This window comes from Streptomyces sp. NPDC044921 (genome assembly GCF_056432865.1).
Map to the genome: position 1 here is coordinate 1 of NZ_JBWKIF010000021.1, position 21,472 is coordinate 21,472.

15 protein-coding genes and 2 pseudogenes are annotated in these 21,472 nt (G+C 74.2%); 6 read left to right on the plus strand and 11 right to left on the minus strand.

All coding sequences use genetic code 11. The features are described from left to right. From AC07DA_RS27935 to AC07DA_RS27955, 5 genes and pseudogenes are all read right to left on the minus strand, one after another. Positions 1-89 (minus strand): annotated as a pseudogene (locus AC07DA_RS27935) (chorismate synthase); the annotation flags it as partial. Next, positions 58-2,022: an anthranilate synthase family protein gene (locus tag AC07DA_RS27940; RefSeq protein WP_479130965.1), complete on the minus strand. Its 1,965-nt coding sequence runs from the start codon at positions 2,020-2,022 to the stop codon at positions 58-60. The gene AC07DA_RS27940 and the pseudogene AC07DA_RS27935, both read right to left, overlap by 32 nt. Next, positions 2,019-2,642, minus strand: coding sequence for an isochorismatase family protein (locus AC07DA_RS27945; RefSeq protein ID WP_479130967.1), 624 nt, complete (start codon positions 2,640-2,642; stop codon positions 2,019-2,021). Before AC07DA_RS27945 ends, AC07DA_RS27940 begins: the two co-directional genes overlap by 4 nt. A 45-nt stretch (positions 2,643-2,687) precedes the next feature. Further along, complete coding sequence (locus AC07DA_RS27950; RefSeq protein WP_479130968.1) at positions 2,688-3,458, minus strand: 2,3-dihydro-2,3-dihydroxybenzoate dehydrogenase; 771 nt, start codon at positions 3,456-3,458, stop codon at positions 2,688-2,690. A gap of 73 nt (positions 3,459-3,531) precedes the next feature. Then, positions 3,532-4,704, minus strand: a complete 1,173-nt coding sequence (locus tag AC07DA_RS27955) for a 3-deoxy-7-phosphoheptulonate synthase (protein ID WP_479130969.1) — start codon at positions 4,702-4,704, stop codon at positions 3,532-3,534. Positions 4,705-5,600: 896 nt separating this feature from the next. Between AC07DA_RS27955 and tal the strand changes: the two genes are divergently transcribed. After that, complete coding sequence (gene tal / locus AC07DA_RS27960; RefSeq protein ID WP_479130970.1) at positions 5,601-6,737, plus strand: transaldolase; 1,137 nt, start codon at positions 5,601-5,603, stop codon at positions 6,735-6,737. A gap of 120 nt (positions 6,738-6,857) precedes the next feature. On the opposite strand, the gene absR1 is transcribed toward tal, so the two are convergent. After that, on the minus strand, positions 6,858-7,940 hold the full coding sequence (gene absR1, locus AC07DA_RS27965; protein ID WP_479130971.1) for a beta-glucuronidase AbsR1: 1,083 nt from the start codon (positions 7,938-7,940) through the stop codon (positions 6,858-6,860). A gap of 95 nt (positions 7,941-8,035) precedes the next feature. On the opposite strand from absR1, the gene AC07DA_RS27970 reads away from it, so the two are divergent. Next, the gene (locus AC07DA_RS27970; protein WP_479130972.1) at positions 8,036-9,763 is read left to right on the plus strand and encodes a LuxR family transcriptional regulator AbsR2; all 1,728 of its coding nucleotides are present in this window, start codon (positions 8,036-8,038) and stop codon (positions 9,761-9,763) included. A gap of 162 nt (positions 9,764-9,925) precedes the next feature. Here AC07DA_RS27970 and AC07DA_RS27975 read toward each other — a convergent pair whose 3' ends face one another. Beyond that, a complete protein-coding gene (locus AC07DA_RS27975; RefSeq protein WP_479131100.1) occupies positions 9,926-12,493 on the minus strand; it encodes a CHAT domain-containing protein in 2,568 nt (855 codons plus the stop codon). Positions 12,494-12,670: 177 nt separating this feature from the next. On the opposite strand from AC07DA_RS27975, the gene AC07DA_RS27980 reads away from it, so the two are divergent. The 3 genes from AC07DA_RS27980 to AC07DA_RS27990 all read left to right on the plus strand — a co-directional run bounded on the left by AC07DA_RS27980 (position 12,671) and on the right by AC07DA_RS27990 (position 15,260). Continuing rightward, a complete protein-coding gene (locus AC07DA_RS27980) occupies positions 12,671-14,101 on the plus strand; it encodes a S8/S53 family peptidase (protein ID WP_479130973.1) in 1,431 nt (476 codons plus the stop codon). A gap of 62 nt (positions 14,102-14,163) precedes the next feature. Next, positions 14,164-14,739, plus strand: coding sequence for an RNA polymerase sigma factor (locus AC07DA_RS27985; RefSeq protein WP_479130974.1), 576 nt, complete (start codon positions 14,164-14,166; stop codon positions 14,737-14,739). Positions 14,740-14,762: 23 nt separating this feature from the next. Further along, positions 14,763-15,260: a hypothetical protein gene (locus tag AC07DA_RS27990; protein ID WP_479131101.1), complete on the plus strand. Its 498-nt coding sequence runs from the start codon at positions 14,763-14,765 to the stop codon at positions 15,258-15,260. Between the two features lie 21 nt (positions 15,261-15,281). On the opposite strand, the gene AC07DA_RS27995 is transcribed toward AC07DA_RS27990, so the two are convergent. Then, on the minus strand, positions 15,282-16,505 hold the full coding sequence (locus tag AC07DA_RS27995; protein WP_479130975.1) for a cytochrome P450: 1,224 nt from the start codon (positions 16,503-16,505) through the stop codon (positions 15,282-15,284). 68 nt (positions 16,506-16,573) lie between these two features. Next, the gene (locus tag AC07DA_RS28000; RefSeq protein ID WP_479130976.1) at positions 16,574-17,362 is read right to left on the minus strand and encodes an N-formylglutamate amidohydrolase; all 789 of its coding nucleotides are present in this window, start codon (positions 17,360-17,362) and stop codon (positions 16,574-16,576) included. A gap of 48 nt (positions 17,363-17,410) precedes the next feature. Between AC07DA_RS28000 and AC07DA_RS28005 the strand changes: the two are divergent. Further along, positions 17,411-17,645, plus strand: a pseudogene (locus AC07DA_RS28005) (DUF5713 family protein); the annotation flags it as partial. Positions 17,646-17,723: 78 nt separating this feature from the next. Here AC07DA_RS28005 and AC07DA_RS28010 read toward each other — a convergent pair. After that, positions 17,724-19,943: an NADP-dependent isocitrate dehydrogenase gene (locus tag AC07DA_RS28010; protein WP_479130977.1), complete on the minus strand. Its 2,220-nt coding sequence runs from the start codon at positions 19,941-19,943 to the stop codon at positions 17,724-17,726. 317 nt (positions 19,944-20,260) lie between these two features. Next, positions 20,261-21,358, minus strand: coding sequence for a mechanosensitive ion channel family protein (locus AC07DA_RS28015; protein WP_479130978.1), 1,098 nt, complete (start codon positions 21,356-21,358; stop codon positions 20,261-20,263). Positions 21,359-21,472 lie beyond the last annotated feature (114 nt).

The following is a 21,472-nucleotide window of genomic DNA, read 5'->3' on the forward strand; positions in this document are numbered from 1 at the left end:
ATCGGCACACCGGCGGGAAGACCCTCCAGCGTCGCCACGAGTGCGGGACCGTGGGACTCACCCGCGGTCAGCCAGCGCAACCTGCTCAACGGTGCCGCGCTCCTTTCCCGTCGCGCTCGGGGGAGCCTCCTCGACGCCGGGGAGGACCTCCTTGATCAGGTCGCCGATGATGCGCACGCCGTCCTGGGTGAGCACCGACTCGGCGTGGAACTGCATCGACGCGAAGTGCGGGCCGCGCAGGGCGTGCACCTCACCGGTGTCGGGATCGCGGCTGACCTCCACCACGCCCACCCCCTCGCACTCGGCCTTGTCCTCCTCGGCGCGGGCGGCGAACGTGTTGTAGAAGCCGACCCGCTCCCGGGTGCCGAACAGGTCGATCTCCCGCTGCACGCCCTGGTTGGGGACCACCCGGCGCACCAGCGGGAAGCCGAGCAGCGTGCACAGCGTCTGGTGGCTGAGGCAGACGGCGAGGAACGGGCGCCGTTCGTCCAGCAGGGTGCGCACCGTCGCGCGCAGGTGGGCGATCTTGGGGTGCTCGACGTCGCGCGGATCGCCCGGGCCGGGCCCCATGACGACGAGGTCGTAGCCGTCCGGGGAGTACGGTTCGTCGAACCGGCGGACGGTCACCCGCAGCCCCAGGGAGCGCAGTTGGTGGTCGAGCATCGACGTGAAGGTGTCCTCGGCGTCCACGACCAGGACCCGGCGGCCGCTGAGCAGCGGATCCGGTCGCTCCTCCTGGCCGTCCCCGGCCAGCCAGAAGCCGGCGAGGGTGGCGTTGCGCCGCTCCAGTGCCGCCCGGACCCGCGGGTGGTCAGCGAAGCGGGAGGGCCCGTCGCCCTCGATGGCCGAGAGCAGTCCGGCCGCCTTCGCCGCGGTCTCGGCCACCTCGCTCGCGGGGTCGGAGTGCCGTACGAGCGTGGCGCCGACCCCGATCCGCAGCCGGCCGGTGCCGTTTATGTCGGCGGTGCGGATCAGGATGGAGGAGTCCAGGGCCCGGTCGCCGTGCTCGTCGCGGCCGATCAGCGCCACGACGCCGCTGTAGTAGCCGCGGCCCTCCGGCTCGTACCGGTTGATGACCCGGCAGGCGTTCTCCAGCGGGCTGCCGGTGACGGTCGGGGCGAAGAGGGTCTCGCGCAGGATGTCGCGCGGGTCGCGCGTGCTGCGGCCCTCGATGAAGTACTCGGTGTGGGCGAGGCGGGCCATCTCCTTGAGGTAGGGCCCGACCACCCGGCCGCCCGACTCGCAGATCCGGGCCATCATCTTCAGTTCCTCGTCCACGACCATGTACAGCTCGTCGGCCTCCTTGCGGTCGGCGAGGAAGTCGAGCACCTGCGGCAGGGTCGGGCCCGTGGCGGGGTAGCGGTAGGTGCCGCTGATCGGGTTCATCACCGCCGTGCCCGCGCGCAGGCTGATGTGCCGCTCGGGAGTGGCGCCGACGAGCGTGCGGGAGCCGGTGTGCACCAGGAACGTCCAGTAGGCGCCGCTCTCGCGTTGCAGCAGGCGCCGGAAGACCGCCAGGGCGTGGTGCGGGGTGTAGCCGGTGATGTCGGCGGTGTAGGTGCGCTTGATGACGAAGTTGGCGCCCTCCCCGGTGCCGATCTCGTCCCGGACGACCCGGCGGACGGTCGCGGCGTACTCCTCGTCCGGGAGGTCGAAGCGGCCGCCGGACAGCTCCACGGGAAGGTCGGGGACGCGGGTCAGCACCTCGGCGACGGGCACGGTGGCCTGGCCCGTGACGCTCATCGCGATCAGCGGCGTGCCGTCGTCGGGGCAGTCGTACCCGCGCTCGGCGATCTGCCGGTAGGGCACGAGGGCCAGGAGCTCGTGGCGGGGGCCGCCGGCCGTCTCCGGGGCGTCGGGCAGGGGGAGTTCGGCGAGGGTGCGCGGCTCGGTGGTCTCGCCGACGAGGACGTCCAGCACGCCCGGGCCCGTCGCACCGGGGCGGTGGATGAGGGCGTACGCGGCCGGCGGCCGTTCGCCCAGGATCCGGCCGAGCAGGTCGCCGCTCACGGTGCCGGTCATGCCAGGACCTCCTTGGTGGTCACGACGACGGCGCAGCGCTGCGCCGCGTACTCCAGGGCCAGCCGGTGGTGGTACGCGGAGAAGTCGGCCGTCGCGTCGGCCACCAGGAACGGCTGGATGTCGTGGGTGAACGCCTCGACGGCCGTCATCAGCACGCCCACGTGGGCGTACACGCCGCACAGCACCAGCTGGTCCCGGCCCGCGGCGCGCATCCGCTCCAGCAGGTCGGAGCGGAAGAAGGCGCTGTAGCGCCACTTGGTGAGCTGCCAGTCGCCGGGGGCCGGGGCCAGTTCGTCGACGACCTGCCGGTCGGCGGGGGCCGTGCGCATGCCCGGCCCCCAGAAGTCCTTCAGCAGGCCCCGCTGTTCGTCGGTCATGCCGCCCGGCTGGGCGGTGTACGCCACCGGCACGCCGAGTCCGGCGCAGTGGTCGCGCAACAGCCGAGCGTTGCGCACGAGTTCGCCGCGCAGGCCGTCGGGGAGGGGCCGCAGGAAATAGCGCTGCATGTCGTGGACCAGCAGCACGGCGCGGTCCGGGTCGACGGACCAGCGGGCGACGTTGCCGGGCAGGTCGCCGGCCGTCGGCATCGGATAGGGGGTGATCTCGGGTATGCCTGCCATGGGCTCGTTCTCCTGGTCGCCTGACGTCGGTGGGGACTTGAGGGCCTAGGCGCCGAGCGCGGCGCCGCCGTCGACGGTGAGTTCGTGCAGCGTGATGTGGGACGCCTCGTCGGACAGCAGGAAGACCACGGCGTCGGCGACGTCCGAGGGGCGGGCCAGCTTGCCCAGCGGGATGCCCACCCGGAAGGCGTCCAGCCGTCCTTCGACCGTGTGCTGGGGGCCGGACTCGTCGTGCCACATGGACGTGAGCATCGGGGTGCTGGTGGAGCCCGGTGCCACGACGTTGCAGCGGATGCCCTCGCGGGCGACCTCCAGGCCCAGGCTCTTGGTGAACATGGTCGCCGCCGCCTTGGACGCGGCGTAGGCGGCCATCTGCACCCGCGGGGTGGCGGCGGCGTTGGACGCCACGGTGACGATCGCCCCGCGCCGGCGCGGCAGCATGCGGTTGACGACGGCCCGCGACATCAGGAAGACGCCGGTGGCGTTGACGGCGAACGTCGTCGTCCAGTCCTCGTCGGTGAGGTGGCGCACGGTGCCCAGACGCAGCACGCCGGCGCCGTTGACCAGGTACTCCAGCGGGCCGAGGCGCTCCTCGGCCTCCCGTACCACGGCGTCGACCTCCGCGCTGCTGGTGACGTCGGCGGGCAGGGCCAGTGCCTCCAGGCCGTCCGCGCGCAGCTTCTCCACCACCTGCCGCAGCCGGTCGGCGTCCCGGTCCACGGCCGCCACCACCGCGCCGCGTTCACCGAGGGAGCGGGCCACCGCCTCGCCGATGCCGCCCGCCGCCCCGGTGACGAGTGCGACCTTTCCGTCCATCTTCCAGACCTCCTCATCTGCGTGTCTGCCCGACGGCCGTGCCCCGGGCCGTCCGGGGTGGGTGGCCGAGCTGTCAGCCGAGCCAGGCCGAGGCCACGGCGACGGCCTGGCCGGGGTTGAGGCGCGGATCGCAGTAGGACGTGTACTTGTCCGCGACGTGATCGACGCAGGTGTCGTTGGGAACGCACTCGGTGACGTCGTCCGGGGTGGTCTCCAGGTGCAGCCCGCCGATGACACCGCCCTCGGAGCGGACGGCCTCCTGGAACTCCTGGATCTCCCGCTCGATCGTCTCCAGGAAGCGCGTCTTGAGGCCGCCCGGCAAGGTGACGGTGTTGCCGTGCATGGCGTCGGTCAGCCAGATCACCGGATGCCCGGCCTCGCGGGCCGCGGCGACGAGCTTCGGCAGCCGGTCGGCGACGGTGGCGGCGCCCATGCGGGCGATGAGGGTCAGGCGGCCCTCCTCCCGGTCCGGGTCGAGCCGTTCGCACAGCCCGAGGAGTTGCTCCGTCGTCACCTTCGGGCCGATCTTGCAGGCGACCGGGTTGGCGACCCGGGACAGCAGGGCGACGTGGGCGCCGTCGAGCTGGCGGGTGCGCTCGCCGATCCAGGGCCAGTGCGTGGAGGTGAGGACGAGCCGCCCCCGCTCGTCCCGGCGGACCATGGGCAGTTCGTAGTCGAGGATCAGCGCCTCGTGGCTGGTCCACACGGGCGGCTCGATGGCGTGCCGCCGTCCGGCGTCCCGCCAGCCCAGGTGGACCATGATCTCGTCGGCCGCCTCGTAGCAGGCCAGGATGCGCCGGGGTTCCGGACGCCGGCTCTCCGGGTCGGGCTCCGGGCCGTTGACCATGTGGCCCCGGTAGGACGGAAGTTCCACACCGCCCACCAGTTCGGTGGGACTGGAGCGGGGCTTGCCGAACTGACCCGCGATGCGGCCCACGCGGATCACCGGCTTGTGGGTGATCATCTTCAGCGCGCCGGCCAGCAGGTCCAGCACGGCCGTCTTCCGGGCGACGTAACCGGGTGTGCACTCGGCGGGGTCCTCGGCGCAGTCGCCGGACTGGACGACCAGGGCCTCTCCGCGGGTGACCCGCGCCAGCAGCGAGCGCAGCGTGTCGACGTCCCCCGCGTCGACGAGGGCCGGGCGGCGCGACAGCGTGTCCACCACCTGCCGCACCGCTGAGGCATCCCCCCACTCGGGCTGCTGCCTGGCCGGTTTGTCCTGGATGTCGAGCAGAGCGTCGTCCACTGGTGTCTCCTTCGGCGAATGGCATGACTCCGGCGCGCCATCGCCGGGGCAGGGAAAACCCCGTGACTGCGCAGCCGCGCGGGTCTCGGACGTGGGCCGGCGGGGCCGGGGACGCACCCGTGGTGGGTCCGGGGCCGCCGGTCATCGGACAAACCGCACGAGCGGCGCCGCCGCGGGTCCGTGCGGGTGGTGCCCGTCCGCGCGCCGGAGCGCGACGACCGCCGCATTGTTCGGCACGCGTAATAGCCGTGGTGATGGCTCTGGTGATGGCTCTCGTCGTGGTTTGGGACGTGGGAACGCCACGGGCGGAAATTGCTCGCTTTGCGGCGAACCCGGCGCCGGGGCACGCAATCGCGCCGCCCCGCAAATGCGTTATCGGCCCCGAAGTGGCGCTTTCCCGCTCATCCGCCGCCGGCGGCGGGCCGGGAAACCCCGACGGCCGTCACGGGCTCGTGCGCGGCCCGGCCCGGCCGGGGGCCGACAGGCCCCTGGCGCGCCGGCCCCGGGGCGGCCGCGACCGGGCGCGGTGACAGAAAACAGGTTGTTCGCCCAGGTGGCGAGCCTCCCGGCGCCGGTCGGCGGCAGAGGTGCGGACAGATCCCGTGCAGGGCCGTCGAGGACGGCGGTGTGGGTCGTGCACGCGGTGCTCCCTCGGCAGACGGAGTGGCCGTGCCGGACCACGGGGCCGGCTCTTCGCTCCGATCCTGTATCGAAAGCGAAGGCCGACCCAATGACGAGCGGCGCACTTCGTCAAATAGCCGCTACTTCATCAAGTCGATGTCCGACCCACTTTGCGCCAATGTGCCACGTCACCCGTAGTTCATCTCCGGTGCATGCGAATAATCTGGCGGTGACGCTTGAACACGTGACTTGTCGGCAAGGAGTGACGACCCGCCATGTCGGACCGGCTGGGGCAACCGGGCGTGCTGGAGCTGGACGAACTGGTCGCGGAGGGTGTCTCGCCCTGGCTGGACGGGCTCAGCCGCGGCCAGCTGGCCTCCGGCCGCCTCACCCGTCTCGTCGCACGCACGGGCGTCAGGGGCGCGACCTCCGACCCGGCCGCCCTGGCCGCGGCGGTCGAGACCGACGACGCCTACCGAGAACAGCTGGCGGACCTGGCCTCCGACGACATCTGCGTCGCCGACGCCGTGCGCGCGGTGGCCGCGTACGACGTCCGCTGGGCCTGTGACGAACTGCGGTCGGTGTACCAGGCCACGCGCGGCCTGGACGGCCTGGTGTCCATGGACCTGGACCCGCACCTGGCGTGCGACGTCGAGTCGGCTGTCGCGGAGGCGGAGCAGGCGCTGCGCGCGGTCAACCGGCCGAACGCGATGGTCAAGCTGCCCGCCACCGCCGAGGGGATCGCCGCGATCAGGGAGTGCGTGGGCGAGGGCTTCCCGGTCCACGTCACCGCGGTCTTCTCGGTGGCGCGCTACCGCGAGGCACTCGGCGCCTACGTGGAAGGCGTCCGGCGGGCGCTGGCCGAGGGGCGGCGGCTCTCGGCGCTGTCGTCGGTCGTCTCCCTGCCGGTGGGCCCGCTGGACGCCGAGGTCGACGCGCGGCTCGAGGAACTCGGCACCCCCGAGGCCCTGGCGCTGCGCGGCGAGGCCGCTCTGGCACGGGCCCGCCACCTGTACCAGATCTACGACGACTGGTTCGGCGGCGGCGACTGGCGCTCCCTGGCCGCCGCGGGGGGCCATCCGCAACGGCTGATGTGGGCGTCCACCACCGTCAGCGACCCGTCCGCGTCCCCCACCCGGTACGTGGAACGGCTCGTCACCTGGGGCACGATCACCTCGATGACCCTGCCCACCCTGGACGCGGCCGCCCGCCGCCTCGCCCTGTGCGGCGACACGCTGATGGGCCGTCACCGCGCCGCCGTCGAGGTGTGGGAACGCCTGGAGCGCCTCGGCGTCGACGGCGACGAGGTCGCCCGGAAGCTGGAGGCCGAGAGCACCGGTCGGCTGGCGGCCGCGTGGCGCGACCTGTACGCGGCGGTGGACGCCGGGCGGCGCACGGCCCACCGGTCGTAGCCGCCGGGCGGGGAACGCGTGGCGTGGTCGGGGACGTCACCCACCCCCATGGGCGACGTCCCCGACCGCTCCCCCGGTGCCGGACTGTGGCTCAGGTGTCCGTGCGGCGGACGCGTGCCGTCACCAGCACATCACCGCCGTCTCGCCGGCACCCCACGCGGAGTACAGGCGAACCCGGACGACGTAGCGGCGGCCCTTCACGAGCCGGGCACCGATCGTGGCGTTCCGCGCCGTCCCCCCGTCGTCCCGGCCGGCGAGGTACCGCGGCTCCCCGTCCCGCTCCTCGAAGACCACCACGACGGCGTCGCCGTCGCCGAAGGTGCCCAGCGTGTACGTGCGGGTCTCCGGCGGGTCGACGACGAAGTCGGCCTGCTCACCCGGCCCCAGCCCCAGCGGCACCGAGCGGAACGGCACCAGCGCGGGCGGTTCCCGGTCCGCCGGCGGATACCAGCGCAGCGCGAACTCCTTGTCGGCGGCCGACAGCGTGCCGGGCGGGTCGATGCCCCCGCGGTACCGCTCCGGCTCCAGGACCAGCCCCGGCGGGAACGCGAACTCCATGATCGACTGCGGGTCCCAGACGGAGCCGTTGACCTCGTCCGGACCGAGCTTGCACAGGATGTTGCGGTACGTCCGCTCCCGGCTCCAGTGGTTGGGCGGGCCCGCCAGTTCGGCGTACACGGCCTCGTCGTCCCAGTGGAGACCGGCGAACGGGCTCTGGTGCTCGTGCAGCATGCCGAGCGCGTGCCCGATCTCGTGCAGGGCCGTCCCGCGCCCCCCGGGCCCGGTCAGGTCCCAGCCGAAGTTCATGGTGCGCTCGTGCCGACCGGCCAGCAGCGCGTCCCGGCCCACCGCCGACCACGAGCCGCCGCCAGACTGGAACCCGATGCGCAGCTCCGCCTCCGAGCGGTCCTCCACCTCGGCGAAGGAGATCCCGATGCCGAGGTCCTGCCACTGGCGGAAGCACCCGCGCACCACGGCCCGCTGCTCCTCGGCACCGGCCCACGGCACCCGTCGCGTCATCCCCGTCCCCGGCACGGGGATGACGGACGCGTCCGCGTCGCCGTCGAAGAACCAGTAGTGCAGGACCGTGCCGTTGACCCACATCCGCCGTCCGCCGCGCAGCGCGCTCAGCCGCTCGGCGGCCAGCCCCGGTGCGAAGGCGGGCGCCGGCGCCTGGGCCAGCGAGCAGTAGCGTGCGGTCATGGGCCACAGCCTGCCGTGCGGCCCGGCCGGGCACCTGAGTCGAGGGCTACTCAAGTCGCCCTGTATCAAACCTGAGTAGCCGCGCTCATGTCTGTGTGACGACTTACGAGAGGGACACGACGACGCTGGAGCTGCCCTGGCCGTTCGCCGGGCGGGAGGACGAACTGGAGCTGGTGCGCCGGTCGCTGACCGGCAGCCGCCGCGGCATCGTGGTGACCGGCCCCGTCGGCTGCGGCAAGACCCGCCTCGCCACCGAGGCGGTCCGCGGCACCGACTGCGTCCGGGCGGCCGGCACCCCCGAGAGCCGGTCCATCCCCCTGGCCGCCTTCGCGCACCTGCTGCCCGAGCCGGCCGGCCTGCACCGCGCCGTCCGGCTCCTGTCCGGCGTGCGCACCCTGCTGGTGGACGACGCCCAGCACCTCGACGACGCCTCCGCCGCCCTGGTCCACCAACTCGCCGTCGACGGCGGCGTCCGGCTGCTGGTCGTGGCCACGGACGGCGCCCCGGTGCCCGGAGCGGTCTGCCGGCTGTGGACCGGCGAACTGCTGCCCCGCCTCACCCTGGAGCGGCTGCCCGAGGAAGCGGCCGCCCAGCTGCTCACGGCCGGCGCCGGCCCCCTCGACCCGCTCACCGGGCATCGGCTGCGGCACCTGGCCCGGGGCGATTTGCGGCTGCTGCGCGACCTGCTCGGCGCGGTCCGCGCCCGGCTGACCCCCGTACCGGGCACCGGCGAACGTGCCTGGCGGGGCCCGGTGCCGCTGACCCCGGCCGTCCGTGAACGCACCGCCCACGTCCTGGGCCGCGCCTGCCCGCGCGAACGCGAGACCCTGGACCGCCTCGCCTTCGCCGAACCCCTGCCGCCGGATGCGGACGGCCTCGACCTCGCGGTCCTCGAAGTGCTGGAGTCCGACGGGCTGATCGCCGTCGACGACACGGGTGCCGTGCGCCTCGCCCACCCCCTGTACGGCCCGGTGCTCCGCGCCACGGCGGGCCGGCTGCGGGCACGCCGGCTGTCCCGGGCCCCGCGGGACCTGGCCGCGGCCCTCGACGCCGAGCGGGCCGCGCTGGCCCGCCGGATCGACCGGGACGACGTACGGGCGGTGCCGACGCCGGTGGGGGAGTGGCTGGTCGCCGAGGGCGCTGCCCTGCCGGGCGGGTACGCCGCCGTACGGGCCCGGTTCGCCCGGCTGCGCGGAGAGGTGAGGCAGGCCGCGGCCTGGGCGGGGGAGGGCCTGCGCGGCGACCCCGGGCACGCGGCCTGCCGGGAGGAACTCGCCCGGTCCCGCGACCCGTTCGAGGGCCGGGGCGGCGACATCGCGCCGGCGGACCTCGCCGACCCGTACGACGCCGTCCGGCTCGGCGCCCCCGAGCAGGCCGCCGGCCGGCTGAGCGGCGTGTTCGCCCGGCACGCCGGGGCGCTCACCCGGGCGGACGGCCCGGCCCTGGACGAGGTGGCCGGGGAACTGGAACGGCGGGGCTTCACGCTGTTCGCCGCCGAGGCGCACGCCCAGGCCGTGGGAGCGCACCGCGACCCGCGCGCCGCCCGGCACTCCCGCACCCGGGCCGTGGCCCTGGCCCGGCGCTGCGAGGGCGCCCGGACCCCGGCACTGTCCGGCCTGGTCCTCGGGGAACTCACCGCGCGGCAGCGGCAGATCGTCACCCTGGCCGCCGCGGGCCTGAGCAACCGGCAGATCGCCGAACGCCTCACCCTGTCGGTCCGCACCGTCGGCAACCACCTGTACGGCGCCTACGCACGGCTCGGCGCCAGCGACCGCGCCGCCCTGCCCTGGCTGACGGACACCCCCGCCGCCCAGCCGGCCTAGCGCCTCCCGAACCGGCGGCCCGACCCGGACAGGGGACGGGCCGGGCCGCCCCCACCTCCACGAGAACCGCACCGGGCTCCTCGTACGCCCGGCGCGGCCGCACCGGACGGGCCCTGAGGGAACCTGCCCGGGCGGAACTTCCGCCGGACCGCCTCACCCGCCTCAAGCCGCCCCGAACGCCGAGAACGCCCACCCCGTCGCCTGGTGCAGGGCGTCGCCCGGCAGAGCGGCCCGGGCGTCGCGCAGGGCCTCCGCGAGGCTGAGGCCCGCGCCGAGGCCCTTGTGCAGGGCCAGCATCAGCGGCACCACCGCGGCATCGTTGACGGGCGCGCTGCACGCCACCACCCCGGCCGTCCCCAGCGGCAGCAGCGCGGTCACCAGGCCGAGCAGCTCGTCGGCGCCCACGGACGCGAAGCGGGCCGTGTCGCAGCAGGACAGGATGATCCGGTACGGGCTGCGGTCCAGCCGCTCGAAGTCGTGCACGACGATCGGCCCGTCCGCCATCCGCAGCGCGGAGAACAACGGGCTGTCCGCGCGGAAGGTGCCGTGCGCGGCGATGTGCGCCAGCGCCGCCCCGTCCAGCTCCTCCAGAACCCGCGGCACGCACGCCCGCGCCTCCTCCAGGACGGTCGCGCCCGGATACCGGCCGGCCAGCTCGGGCACCTCCGTGCCGCCCGACGCCAGACCCGGGCCGCGCACCAGCACGTCCCGGCCGTCCGGCGGCGGCACCGTCTCCCGGGCCCGCAGCCAACTGCCCGCCGACGGCGATACGCTGAGCACCCGCTCCCGCAGCGACGGCAGCAGCGCCCACGGCACCCGGTGCAGCCGCCCCGGCGGCACGATCACCACCGGTCCGCCGCCGAGCCGCGCCGCGGCCGGCCCCAGCAGCAGCTCCTCCAGGCGCCGCCCGGCCGCCTCCACCACCGGCAGCCGGGCGTCCGCCCCCGGGTGCGCCAGCCGCCGCAGCCCCGCCTGCACGTGCTCGGCCTCCCGCTCCGCCTCCGCGAGCAGCCCCGCCTCGAACCGGCGCACCCGCCCCCGCCCGCACAGCAGCACCTGCACCCGCCCGTCCAGTACGGCGAGTTCCACCAGCAGCGTCGCGTCGCCGAGCTGCGCCAGCAGCCGGCCCACGTCGAACCGGTCACCACCCCCGGGCGCCTCGCCCCGCATGTGCAGGGTCCGGGAGCGGATCACCCGCTCCAGCCGCCGCTGCTCCCGCTCCAGCGCCACGACCGGCCGGCCCTCCATCCGCGCCGCCTCGGCCCGCGCGGCGATCTCCCGGAAGGCGGTCATGCCGCTCAGCAGCTCCGGATCGGCGGGCGGCCGGGTCGGCGGCGTGGCCAGCGCGGTGGCCCGCCAGCGCTCGCTCCACACCAGCAACCGCCGCGGCCCGCCCGAGACCAGGCTGGCTCGCTGTGCCAACGCCGCGAGTTCCGCGCCCTGTTCGGTGGCCCGGGCCCGCAACTCCGAGGCGCCCAGCGTCATCCGGTGGTCGTCGAGCACGTCCAGTCCCCGCCGGCATGCCTCCAGCACCCCCCGGGCCGACCCGGCGGCCCGGGCCCGCAGCGCCTGCGCCGACCAGCCCGTCAGCCGCGCCAGCGGCGGCCCGCTGCGCCGGCTGCGCGCCGCGGTGGCCAGATGCCGCTCCGCGTCCGCGGTCCAGCCCAGATCCAGCGCGATGCGGCCCGCGAGCAGCGACGCCTCCGGCGCGGCCGGAGCGCCGAAGGACGCCAGCTTCGCGGCCACGGCGGCGGCGTCCGCGACCAGCCGGCCCGAACCGCGCCCGGCCGCGTGCCGCGCCTCGGTCAGCACCAGCCGGGCGTGCGTCTCCCACCAGGTGCGCCGCTGCCCCGCGAACAGCCGTACGGCGAGGGCGGCCCGGGCGATCGCGGTGTGCGGGTCCCCGGCCAGCCGTGCGGCCCGCGCGGCGGCCAGCAGCAGCTCCGCCTTGCGGGTGGACTGCCCGCCGATCCCGTCCAGCTTCCCGATCGCGCCGTCCGCCTCCGCCAGCGCCTCGGGGGCCAGCCCGGCCGCCAGTAGCACCTCGCAGCGCCGGATGTTCAGCATGAACGTCGGCGTGCCCAGCCGGGCGTAGCGCTCCTCCGCCTCGTCCAGCAGCCGCAGCGCCGCGGGCACGTCCCCGGAGCGGAACGCGGCCAGCCCCCGGCTCTCCACCGCGTCGGCCTTGTCGTGCTCCTGGCCGGTGGTCTCCCACAGCGCCTCGGCCGCGGTGAAGTCCGCCTCGGCCCGCTCCACCGCGCCGAGCGCCAGGTGCACCGTCGCCCGCAGGGTCAGCGCCCGGGCCGTCCAGATCACGTCCTCCGCCTGCCGCAGCACGGGCACGGCACGGCGTACGTCCTCCAGCGCCTCGCGGTGGTGGCCGAGCACCCACCACACGTACGCCCGCCGGTACAGCACCCGCGCCCGGGTGAGCCCGCCGCCCCGCGCCACACCCCGCTCGAACGCCGCCAGGCCCTCCCGGGTACGGCCCGCGTGCACCAGGGCCACGCCCGTGGTGGCCAGCACGTCCGCCTCCCGGTCGGCCGAGCCGGCCCGCGCCGCCGACTCGCGGGCCCGCCGCAGGTGGTGCAGCGCGAGCCGCAGATCGCCGAAGTCCCGCTGCCAGATGCCGATCACCTGGTGGGCGACGGAGGCGTGCAGCGGTGCGGGATCGGCGTCCAGCAGCGCCCGGGCCCGCGCGAGGGCCTCGCCCGGGTCGGCGAACACCATCGGCAGCAGTTCCAGCACCGAGTCGCTTCCCGCCGTCACGCTCCGGATGGTAGTGGCAGGGAACGGCACCCCACAGGTCCGGCGCTGTATCAAATGCCCGCCCGGCGACTCTTGTCCAGGAGAGCCGACGACCGCTTGGCGCACGGCCACGCCGTCGCACCCACGGGAGGACACGCCATGGCACCTCAGCGATTCCACGAGCAGTTCGAGCAGATCCAGCGCTCGATGCCCGGCGTCCCCCTGGCGATGGGGCCCGACGACTCGGCCGAGTTCATGTACGAGAAGGGCGTCGTCCTCGTCCGCGACGGCGAGGAGGCGCAGATCGTCGAGGACACCGTGCGGGCGCACTTCACGGCGGCGCCCGACCTCGACCAGGAGCAAATCCGCCGGGCGGGCCCGGCGGCCAACCGCAGCGGCGTCACCCGGATCCGGGTCGGCGACCCGGGTGAGGGACACCGCGGCACCGACCGGGCCGTCGCGCGGGCCCTGCGGTCCGTGCGCGAGCGCGAGGCGCGCGCGGGGCACCGGATGGCCGCCCGCAACCACGTGGTGCACATCGCGGTCAACGCCTGCCCGGGCGACGAACCGGTCCCCGTCCCGCTCAGCGAACCACCCAACCCGGCGCCCGCCGCCACCCCCCACGACCCGGCGACCGCCGTCGGTGTCCTCGTCGTCGACACCGGTCTCACGCACGACTACCGCTCCTGCGGCCTGCTCGCCCACACCCACGGCGACGCCCAGGTCCAGGAGTGCGACGAACAGGGCGTCCTCCAGCAGTACGTCGGCCACGGCACGTTCATCGCCGGGCTCGTCGCCGCCGTCGCGCCCAACACCGACATCACCGTCCGCGGCACCCTCAACGACGCGGGCGCCATCCTGGAGTCCGAGTTCGGCGAGAAGCTCTTCGAAGCCGTCGACGCGGACGGCTGGCCCGACGTGCTCAGCCTCTCCGCCGGAACCTCCAACGGCCGCACCGACGGACTGCTCGGCGTGGAGAACTTCATGCGGGAACTGCGCGCGCGGCACACCCTGCTGGTCGCCGCCGCAGGCAACAACGGCAGCGCCGCCCCCTTCTGGCCCGCCGCCTACGCCGGCCTGCCCGGCTGGGAGGACTCGGTGCTCTCGGTCGGCGCGCTGCGCAGCGACGGCGAGCACGGCGCCTGCTTCACCAACCACGGCCCCTGGGTGCGGGTCTACGCCCCCGGCGAGCGCCTCACCAGCGCCCTCACCGGCTTCGACGCGCCCGTCCCGTACGTCTACCAGCACTCCACCTACGACGCCTGCCGCTACGGCTTCACCTACGACTGCACCTGCCGGCACCCGCGGCACAGCGGCGTCCTGAGCGACGAGGGCAACGCCGCCAAGCCGGACCAGGTGATGTTCGAGGGGTACGCCCAGTGGAGCGGCACCTCCTTCGCCACCCCCGTGACCGCCGGCCTGGTCGCCGCGCACATGACGGCGCACCAGGAGACCGATCCGCGTGCCGCCCGGCGCCGGCTCCTGGCCGCCGGGGCGGAACTGGCCGAAGTGCGCGGGGAGTCCGTCCCGGCCCTGCGGCCGCCGACCTGGCGCCCGGTGCCGGTCGTGCACCAGGCTCCGGGCCTGTGAGGGCCGGAGCCGCCCCCGTCGCGGCGTACGATGACCTGCCGTACACGAGGGGTGGGGCTGCCGTGGACCGTACTGATGCCGGCGCGCTCGTCCAGGCCGCGGCCGACGGCGACGCGGCGGCCTGGAAGGCGCTCGTCGAAGGGCTGAGCCCGTTGGTGTGGTCCGTGGTGCGGGCCCACCGGCTCTCCGAAGCGGACGCCCACGAGGTGTACCAGACCGCGTGGTTCCGCTTCGCCCAGCACCTCGGGCGGATCCGTGAGCCCGACAAGGCGGGCGCGTGGCTGGCGAGCACCGCGCGTCACGAGTGCCTGAAAGTGATCAGGAGCGCGCAGCGACTGACCCTGACCGACGATCCGCGGCTGCTGGACCGGGTCAGCGAGGACGGCACGCCGGAACAGTCGCTGCTCGACTCCGAGGAGGCCGCCGCCCAGAGCGAGCGCGTGCGGCGGCTGTGGCAGGAGTTCGAGGAACTGGGCGAGCGCTGCAGGCAGTTGCTGCGGGTGCTGATGGCCACGCCGCCGCCCAGTTACCAGGACGTGTCCGCCGCGCTCGGCATCGCGGTGGGCAGCATCGGGCCGCTGCGGCAGCGCTGCCTGCGCCGGCTGCGGGCCCGCCTCGAGGCGCGGGGGGCGATGTGAGCGGCAGGGACGACGCGAACGCCGTGAACGGCGGGGACGGCAGCGACGGCGAGGACCTCTTCGGCGCGGAGGACTTCGACGGCGCGGAGTTCGACGACGGGCTGCTGGAGGAGGAGCTGCGGGGGGCAGCCGCCGTGCTGGACCCGGTCCCCGCGGAACTGCAGCAACTGGCCGTCGACGCCTACACGCTGCACGACCTGGACGCCCGGGTCGCCGAGCTGACCTTCGACTCCCTGGTCGACGCCCTCCCGGTCCGGGGTGCCCACGCGGCCCCCCGGATGCTGACCTTCCGGGCGGGCGAGGTGACGGTCGACGTCGAGGTCACCGAGGACGGCCTGATCGGCCAGGTGCTGCCACCCCGGCCCGCCCAAGTCGAGGTCCTGTGCGGCCCCCGCCCCGGCGCCCCGCTCATGGCGGACGACCTGGGCCGCTTCACCGCCGACACGCCCCTGTCCGGCCCCTTCGCACTGCGGCTGCGCACGGGCCGGGACGTGGTCGTCACGGAGTGGCTGCGGGCCTGAACACCGCGCCGCGGGCCCCGTTCACCAGGTGCAGGGCAGGGTCCGCGGCCCCCGGATCATCGTCCTGCGCCGCCAGGCGACCTGGTCGGCCGGGACGGCGAGGCGCAGCTCCGGCAGGCGCTCCAGCAAGGTGGTGAGGAGCAGTTCGGTCTGGAGGCGGGCCAGGACCGCCCCCGTGCAGTGGTGCGGTCCGTTGCCGAAGGCCAGGTGCGGGTTCGGCGCACGGCCGGGGTCGATCCGGTCCGGCTCGGGGAAGACGTCCGGGTCGCGGTTGGCGGCGAGGTAGGAGACGTACACCGGGTCGCCCGCGCGGATGCGGTGCCCGTGCAGGTCGACGTCCTCCAGGGCGATCCGCGCCAGGCCGACGGAGCTGCGGTGCGGGACGTAGCGCAGCAGCTCGTCCAGGAGGGCGCCCCGCGCCTCGGGCCGCTCCCGCCACGCCCGTCCCAGCCCGGGCCGGGTGAGCAGCAGGTAGAGCATCTGCCCGCAGTTGTGGGTGACGGCCTCGCCGCCGATCTGCAGCGGCCCGGCGAGACCGACCGCCTCCGTCTCCCCGAGGTCGCCGCGCGCCACGGCGGCGCCCAGCAGGGCGTAGACGTCCTCGCCGGCGGCGCCGGCACGGGAGCGGATCGTCTCCGTGATCCACCCGTAGAGGCTCTGCTTGGCCCGGTCGGCGGCCTCGGCCCCGCCGGAGGTGGAGATGATCTGCCGGGTCCAGGAGTGCACCCGCTCCCGGTCGGCCTCCGGCACGCCCATGACCTCGCTGACCAGGGCGATCGGGAACGGTTCGAGGACCCGCTCGATCAGGTCGGCGGGCGGCCCGTCCCGCACCACGTCCGCCACCAGCGCGTCGAGCATCTCCTGCGCGCGGGGCCGCAGCCGCTTCATCGCGCTGACGGTGAAGGCCCCGGCGACGGCCTTGCGCAGCCGGTTGTGGTCGGGCTGGTCGGCGAAGGCGAGCGAACCGGGCCGCGGTTTGAAGTGGGGTGCCATCCGCGTCACCTGACGTTCCGTCACCTCGGCGCGGCTGAAGCGGGGATCGTTGGTGATCAGTTTCACGTCCGCGTGGCGGGTGGCCAGCCACGCCCAGCCCTCGCCGAACGGCAGCCGGATCCGGGTCAGCGGCCCCTCGCGCATGAGCCCGGCGAGAACCGGGTCGAAGTCCGTCCCGTCCAGGTCGAGGGCGGGCCAGTCCCGCACCGGGGGCGGGGCCTGGCCGGTCAGCGTGGTGATCTCCTCCGTCATGGACCCACCCTCACCGTGCCCCCGCCCCGTTGTCGCGCGGGAGTGCTCCAGCCGGTGACGGCGACGGCTCAGCCGGACACCGCGTCGACCAGCCCGGCGAGCGCGTCGGCCAGCCGTTCCAGCCCGCGCCCGGCGGGACCGCCCGGCTCGCTCATGTAGGTGTCCCGGCGGATCTCCACCATCAGTGCCTCGACCCGCGGGTCGAGCCCGTGGAACTCCAGCGGCACGTACGTCCCGCTGAAAGGACTGTCCAGGCCCGTCTCCCCGAACGCCGCGCGGGCGGCGTCCAGCAGCCCCGGTGACGTGTGGAAGGAGTCCGTCCCCAGGCACACCGGCGGCCGGGGCCCCTCCCCGTGCAGTTCGTACGGCAACCGCCGGCTCGGGTAGGAGTGCACGTCGATGACCACGGCCCGTCCGGTGGCCTCCAGCCGGTCGGCCACGGCCCGCGTCACCGCCCGCGCGTACGGCAGGAAGTACCGTTCGACGAGCGGACCGGTCTCGAAGCCCTCGGGCCGCAGCACCGTCCCGTGCGTCGTCCGCGTGTAGACGGCGCCCATTCCGACGGCCCGCATCTCCTCCCGCTCGTCCGGGAACCGCTCCGGATCGACCACCAGCCGCGACAGCCGGTTCACGAACCGCCACGGGGTCACCGCGGCCCGTCCGGCCGCCGCCTCGGCGAGCCGGTCCGTGTGCGCGTCGGTGATGTGGTCGAGCTCCCGGGCGAGCGCCTCGTCGTCGAGCACGATCCCCGCGCGGACGTCGTCCGGTATGTCACGGGCGGAGTGCGGCACGTGCAGGATCACCGGGGAGCGGTCGTCACCGGGCAGCAGCGCGAAGGACGGTGCGGCAGGGGTCATGGGGCGGCTCCGGGGCGGTTGTCAGTGGCCTGGTGCATGATCCCAGCACGGCTGTGCGCGCGCGTCGAGGCCGAGCGGCCCGCCGGCCTGCCGGCGCTGTACCCGCTGACCCGGGCCGCCACGGAGGAGTGCAACGACCTCCAGACCGCCTTCGAGGCGGCCGGCAGCGAGACCGAGACCGTGGCGCGGGAGGCGATAGCGGAGGAGTTCTGGTTCGTCGCCCGGGCCTTAAGGCTTCGCCGGCGCCGACGTGGAGGAACTCGTCGCCACCCGCGACTGGTGAGGACATGCCTCCGCCCCGGCCGGTCGCTGCCGGCCGGGGCGGAGGGCCACAGAGATGCCCCGCGTCAGGGGCCGGGCGTCAGCTCAGCGACGCGAGCGCCTCGTTCCAGGTGGCGGACGGGCGCATGACCTCCGCGGCCTTCGCCGGGTCCGGCTGGTAGTAGCCGCCGATGTCGACCGGCTTGCCCTGGACGGCGACCAGCTCGTCGACGATCTTCTGCTCGTTCGCGGCGAGGGTCTCGGCGAGCGGCGCGAAGGCCTTCGCCAGGTCCGCGTCGTCGGTCTGCCGCGCCAGCTCCTGCGCCCAGTACAGGGACAGGTAGAAGTGGCTGCCGCGGTTGTCGATGCCGCCCACGCGGCGGGTCGGCGACTTGTCCTCGTTGAGGAAGGTCGCCGTGGCCCGGTCGAGCGTGTCGGCCAGCACCTGGGCGCGGGCGTTGCCCGTCACCTTGGCGTACTGCTCGAAGGACGGCACCAGCGCGAAGAACTCGCCGAGGGAGTCCCAGCGCAGGTAGTTCTCCTTGACCAGCTGCTGCACGTGCTTGGGCGCCGAGCCGCCCGCGCCCGTCTCGAACAGGCCGCCGCCCGCCATCAGCGGGACGACCGACAGCATCTTGGCGCTGGTGCCCAGCTCCAGGATCGGGAACAGGTCGGTGAGGTAGTCGCGCAGCACGTTGCCGGTGACGGAGATGGTGTTCTCGCCGCGGCGGATGCGCTCCACCGACAGCTTCGTCGCCTCGACGGGGGACAGGATCCGGATGTCCAGGCCCTCGGTGTCGTGCTCCGCCAGGTAGGTCCTGACCTTGGCGATCAGGTTGGCGTCGTGGGCGCGGGTCTCGTCCAGCCAGAACACCGCCGGGTCGCCGGTGGCGCGGGCGCGGGTGACGGCCAGCTTCACCCAGTCCTTGATCGGCGCGTCCTTGGTCTGGCAGGCGCGGAAGATGTCGCCGGCCGAGACGCTCTGCTCGATCAGGGCGGTGCCGTTGCCGTCGACCAGGCGGACCGTGCCCGTGGTGGCGATCTCGAAGGTCTTGTCGTGGCTGCCGTACTCCTCGGCCTTCTGCGCCATCAGGCCGACGTTCGGCACCGAGCCCATGGTGGACGGGTCGTAGGCGCCGTTGGCCTTGCAGTCCTCGATCACGGCCTGGTAGACGCCCGCGTAGGAGGAGTCCGGGATGACCGCGAGGGCGTCGTGCTCCTGGCCGTCCGGGCCCCACATGTGGCCGGAGGTGCGGATCATCGCCGGCATCGAGGCGTCGATGATGACGTCCGACGGGACGTGCAGGTTGGTGATGCCCTTGTCGGAGTCGACCATCGCCAGCTCAGGGCCCTCGGCGAGCTCGGCGTCGAAGGAGGCCTTGATCTCGGCGCCCTCCGGCAGGGCGTCCAGGCCCTTCCAGATGCCGCCCAGACCGTCGTTCGGGCTCAGGCCGGCCGCGGTGAGCTTGTCGCCGTACTGCGCGAACGTCTTCGGGAAGAAGGCGCGCACCACGTGGCCGAAGACGATCGGGTCGGAGACCTTCATCATCGTGGCCTTCAGGTGCACGGAGAACAGCACGCCCTGGGCCTTGGCCTCGGCGACCTGCGCGGTGAGGAACTCGCGCAGCGCGGCGACGCGCATCACGGAGGCGTCGACGACCTCGCCCCGCTGCACGGGTACCGACTCGCGCAGCACGGTGGTGGTGCCGTCGTCGCCGACGAGCTCGATGCGCAGCGCGCCGTCCTCGGCGATCACCACGGACTTCTCGGTGGAGCGGAAGTCGTTCCGGCCCATGGTCGCCACGCTCGTTTTGGACTCGGCGGTCCAGGCGCCCATGCGGTGCGGGTGGGCCTTGGCGTAGTTCTTCACCGACGCGGGGGCGCGGCGGTCGGAGTTGCCCTCACGCAGGACCGGGTTCACGGCGGAGCCCTTGACCTTGTCGTAGCGGGCGCGGATCTCGCGCTCCTCGTCGGTCTTCGGGTCGTCCGGGTAGTCCGGCAGCGCGTAGCCCTGGCCCTGCAGCTCGGCGACGGCCGCCTTGAGCTGCGGGATGGACGCCGAGATGTTCGGCAGCTTGATGATGTTGGCGGCGGGCGTCTTGGCCAGCTCGCCGAGCTCGGCGAGGGCGTCCGGGATGCGCTGGTCCTCGGTCAGGTACTCCGGGAACACGGCGATGATGCGCCCGGCCAGCGAGATGTCGCGGGTCTCCACCGGGACACCCGCCTGCGAGGCGTACGCCCGGACCACCGGCAGGAAGGAATACGTCGCCAGGGCGGGGGCCTCGTCAGTGTGCGTATAGATGATGGTCGAGTCAGTCACCGGGTGCTCCGCTCCACGTCTGCAACATTGCTCGACATCAAGATATCTCGTGATCGACCTCGTCTCGACAGGGGTCGGCGACGGGTTTCGGGCATCCGGTCTGCCCCTCGGCCCGGCCCGGGACGCGGTGCCGCGGCGCGGTGCCGTGGTGGCGTCCCGCCCATGAGCTCGCCCGCTCGCCGGCTTCCCGCGGACGCCCGGGCCGCCCGCCGCCGTCCCCCGCTCGCCACCGGAGGTGGCGCAGATCACAGCCGCGCACGGCGAGCGGGGGACGGGCGAGCGGAGGCGCGGACGGACGTCCGGCGTGGGCCGCGTCCTCAGTCGAACCGGACCGACGGCACCTCACCGGGTTCGAACCCGCCGGTGCGCTGCTGCGGGATGACGGCCGCGCCCTGCTGCAGGGTCACCGTCCGGGCCGGGGCCGGGATGCGGATGCCCTCGGCGCGGTACCGCTTGTGCAGGCGCTTGATGAACTCGTGCTTGATCCGGTACTGGTCGCTGAACTCGCCGACGCCCAGGATGACCGTGAAGCCGATGCGGGAGTCGCCGAAGGTGTGGAACCGGATGATCGGCTCGTGGTCGGGCAGGGCACCCTCGACGTCCCGCATCGTCTCGGCGATCACCTCGTTCGTGACCCGCTCCACGTGGTCCAGGTCGCTGTCGTAGGCGACGCCGACCTGGAGCAGGATGGTCAGCTGCTCCTCGGGGCGCATGAAGTTGGTCATGTTCGCCTTCGCGAGCTGACCGTTGGGGATCACCACGAGGTTGTTGGACAGGTTCCGGATCGTCGTCTGCCGCCAGTTGATGTCCTCGACGTAGCCCTCCTCGCCGCTGCTGAGCCGGATGTAGTCCCCGGGCTGCACGGTCTTGGAGGCGAGGATGTGGATGCCCGCGAAGAGGTTGGCGAGGGTGTCCTGCAGCGCCAGCGCGACCGCCAGACCGCCGACACCGAGGGCGGTGAGCATCGGGGCTATGGAGATCCCCAGCGTCTGCAGCACCACCAGGAAGCCGATCGCCAGGACCAGGATCCGGGTGATGTTGACGAAGATCGTGGCGGATCCGGCGACACCGGAGCGGGACTGCGTCACCGAGCGCACCAGCCCGGCCACCACCCGGGCCGCCGACACCGTGGCGACGAAGATGAGCAGCACCGTGAGCACCTGGTTGGTGTGGTGCTGCACCGTCCGCGTCAGCGGCAGCACCGCCGCCGCGCCCGCCGCGCCGCCCACCACCGCGGCCCACGGCACCACGGCGCGCAGCGCGTGCACGATCACGTCGTCCCCGCTCCAGCGGGTGCGGTCCGCGTGCCGGCCCAGCCAGATCAGCAGGATCCGCAGCGCGAACGCCGCCAGCAGGCCCGAGGCGAGGGCGATGCCGGCGAAGAGCAGATCGTCCACGGTCAGCGCCCGGTTCACCGGTCACCCCCCGGGAGGGCAGGCGCGGCGAAGGCCGTCGTCGCCGGAGGTCGGATGGGAAGTGTCGTCACGTCGTCCCCTGCTCGTTTCCGGAAATGCCGTCGCTGCCGGCCA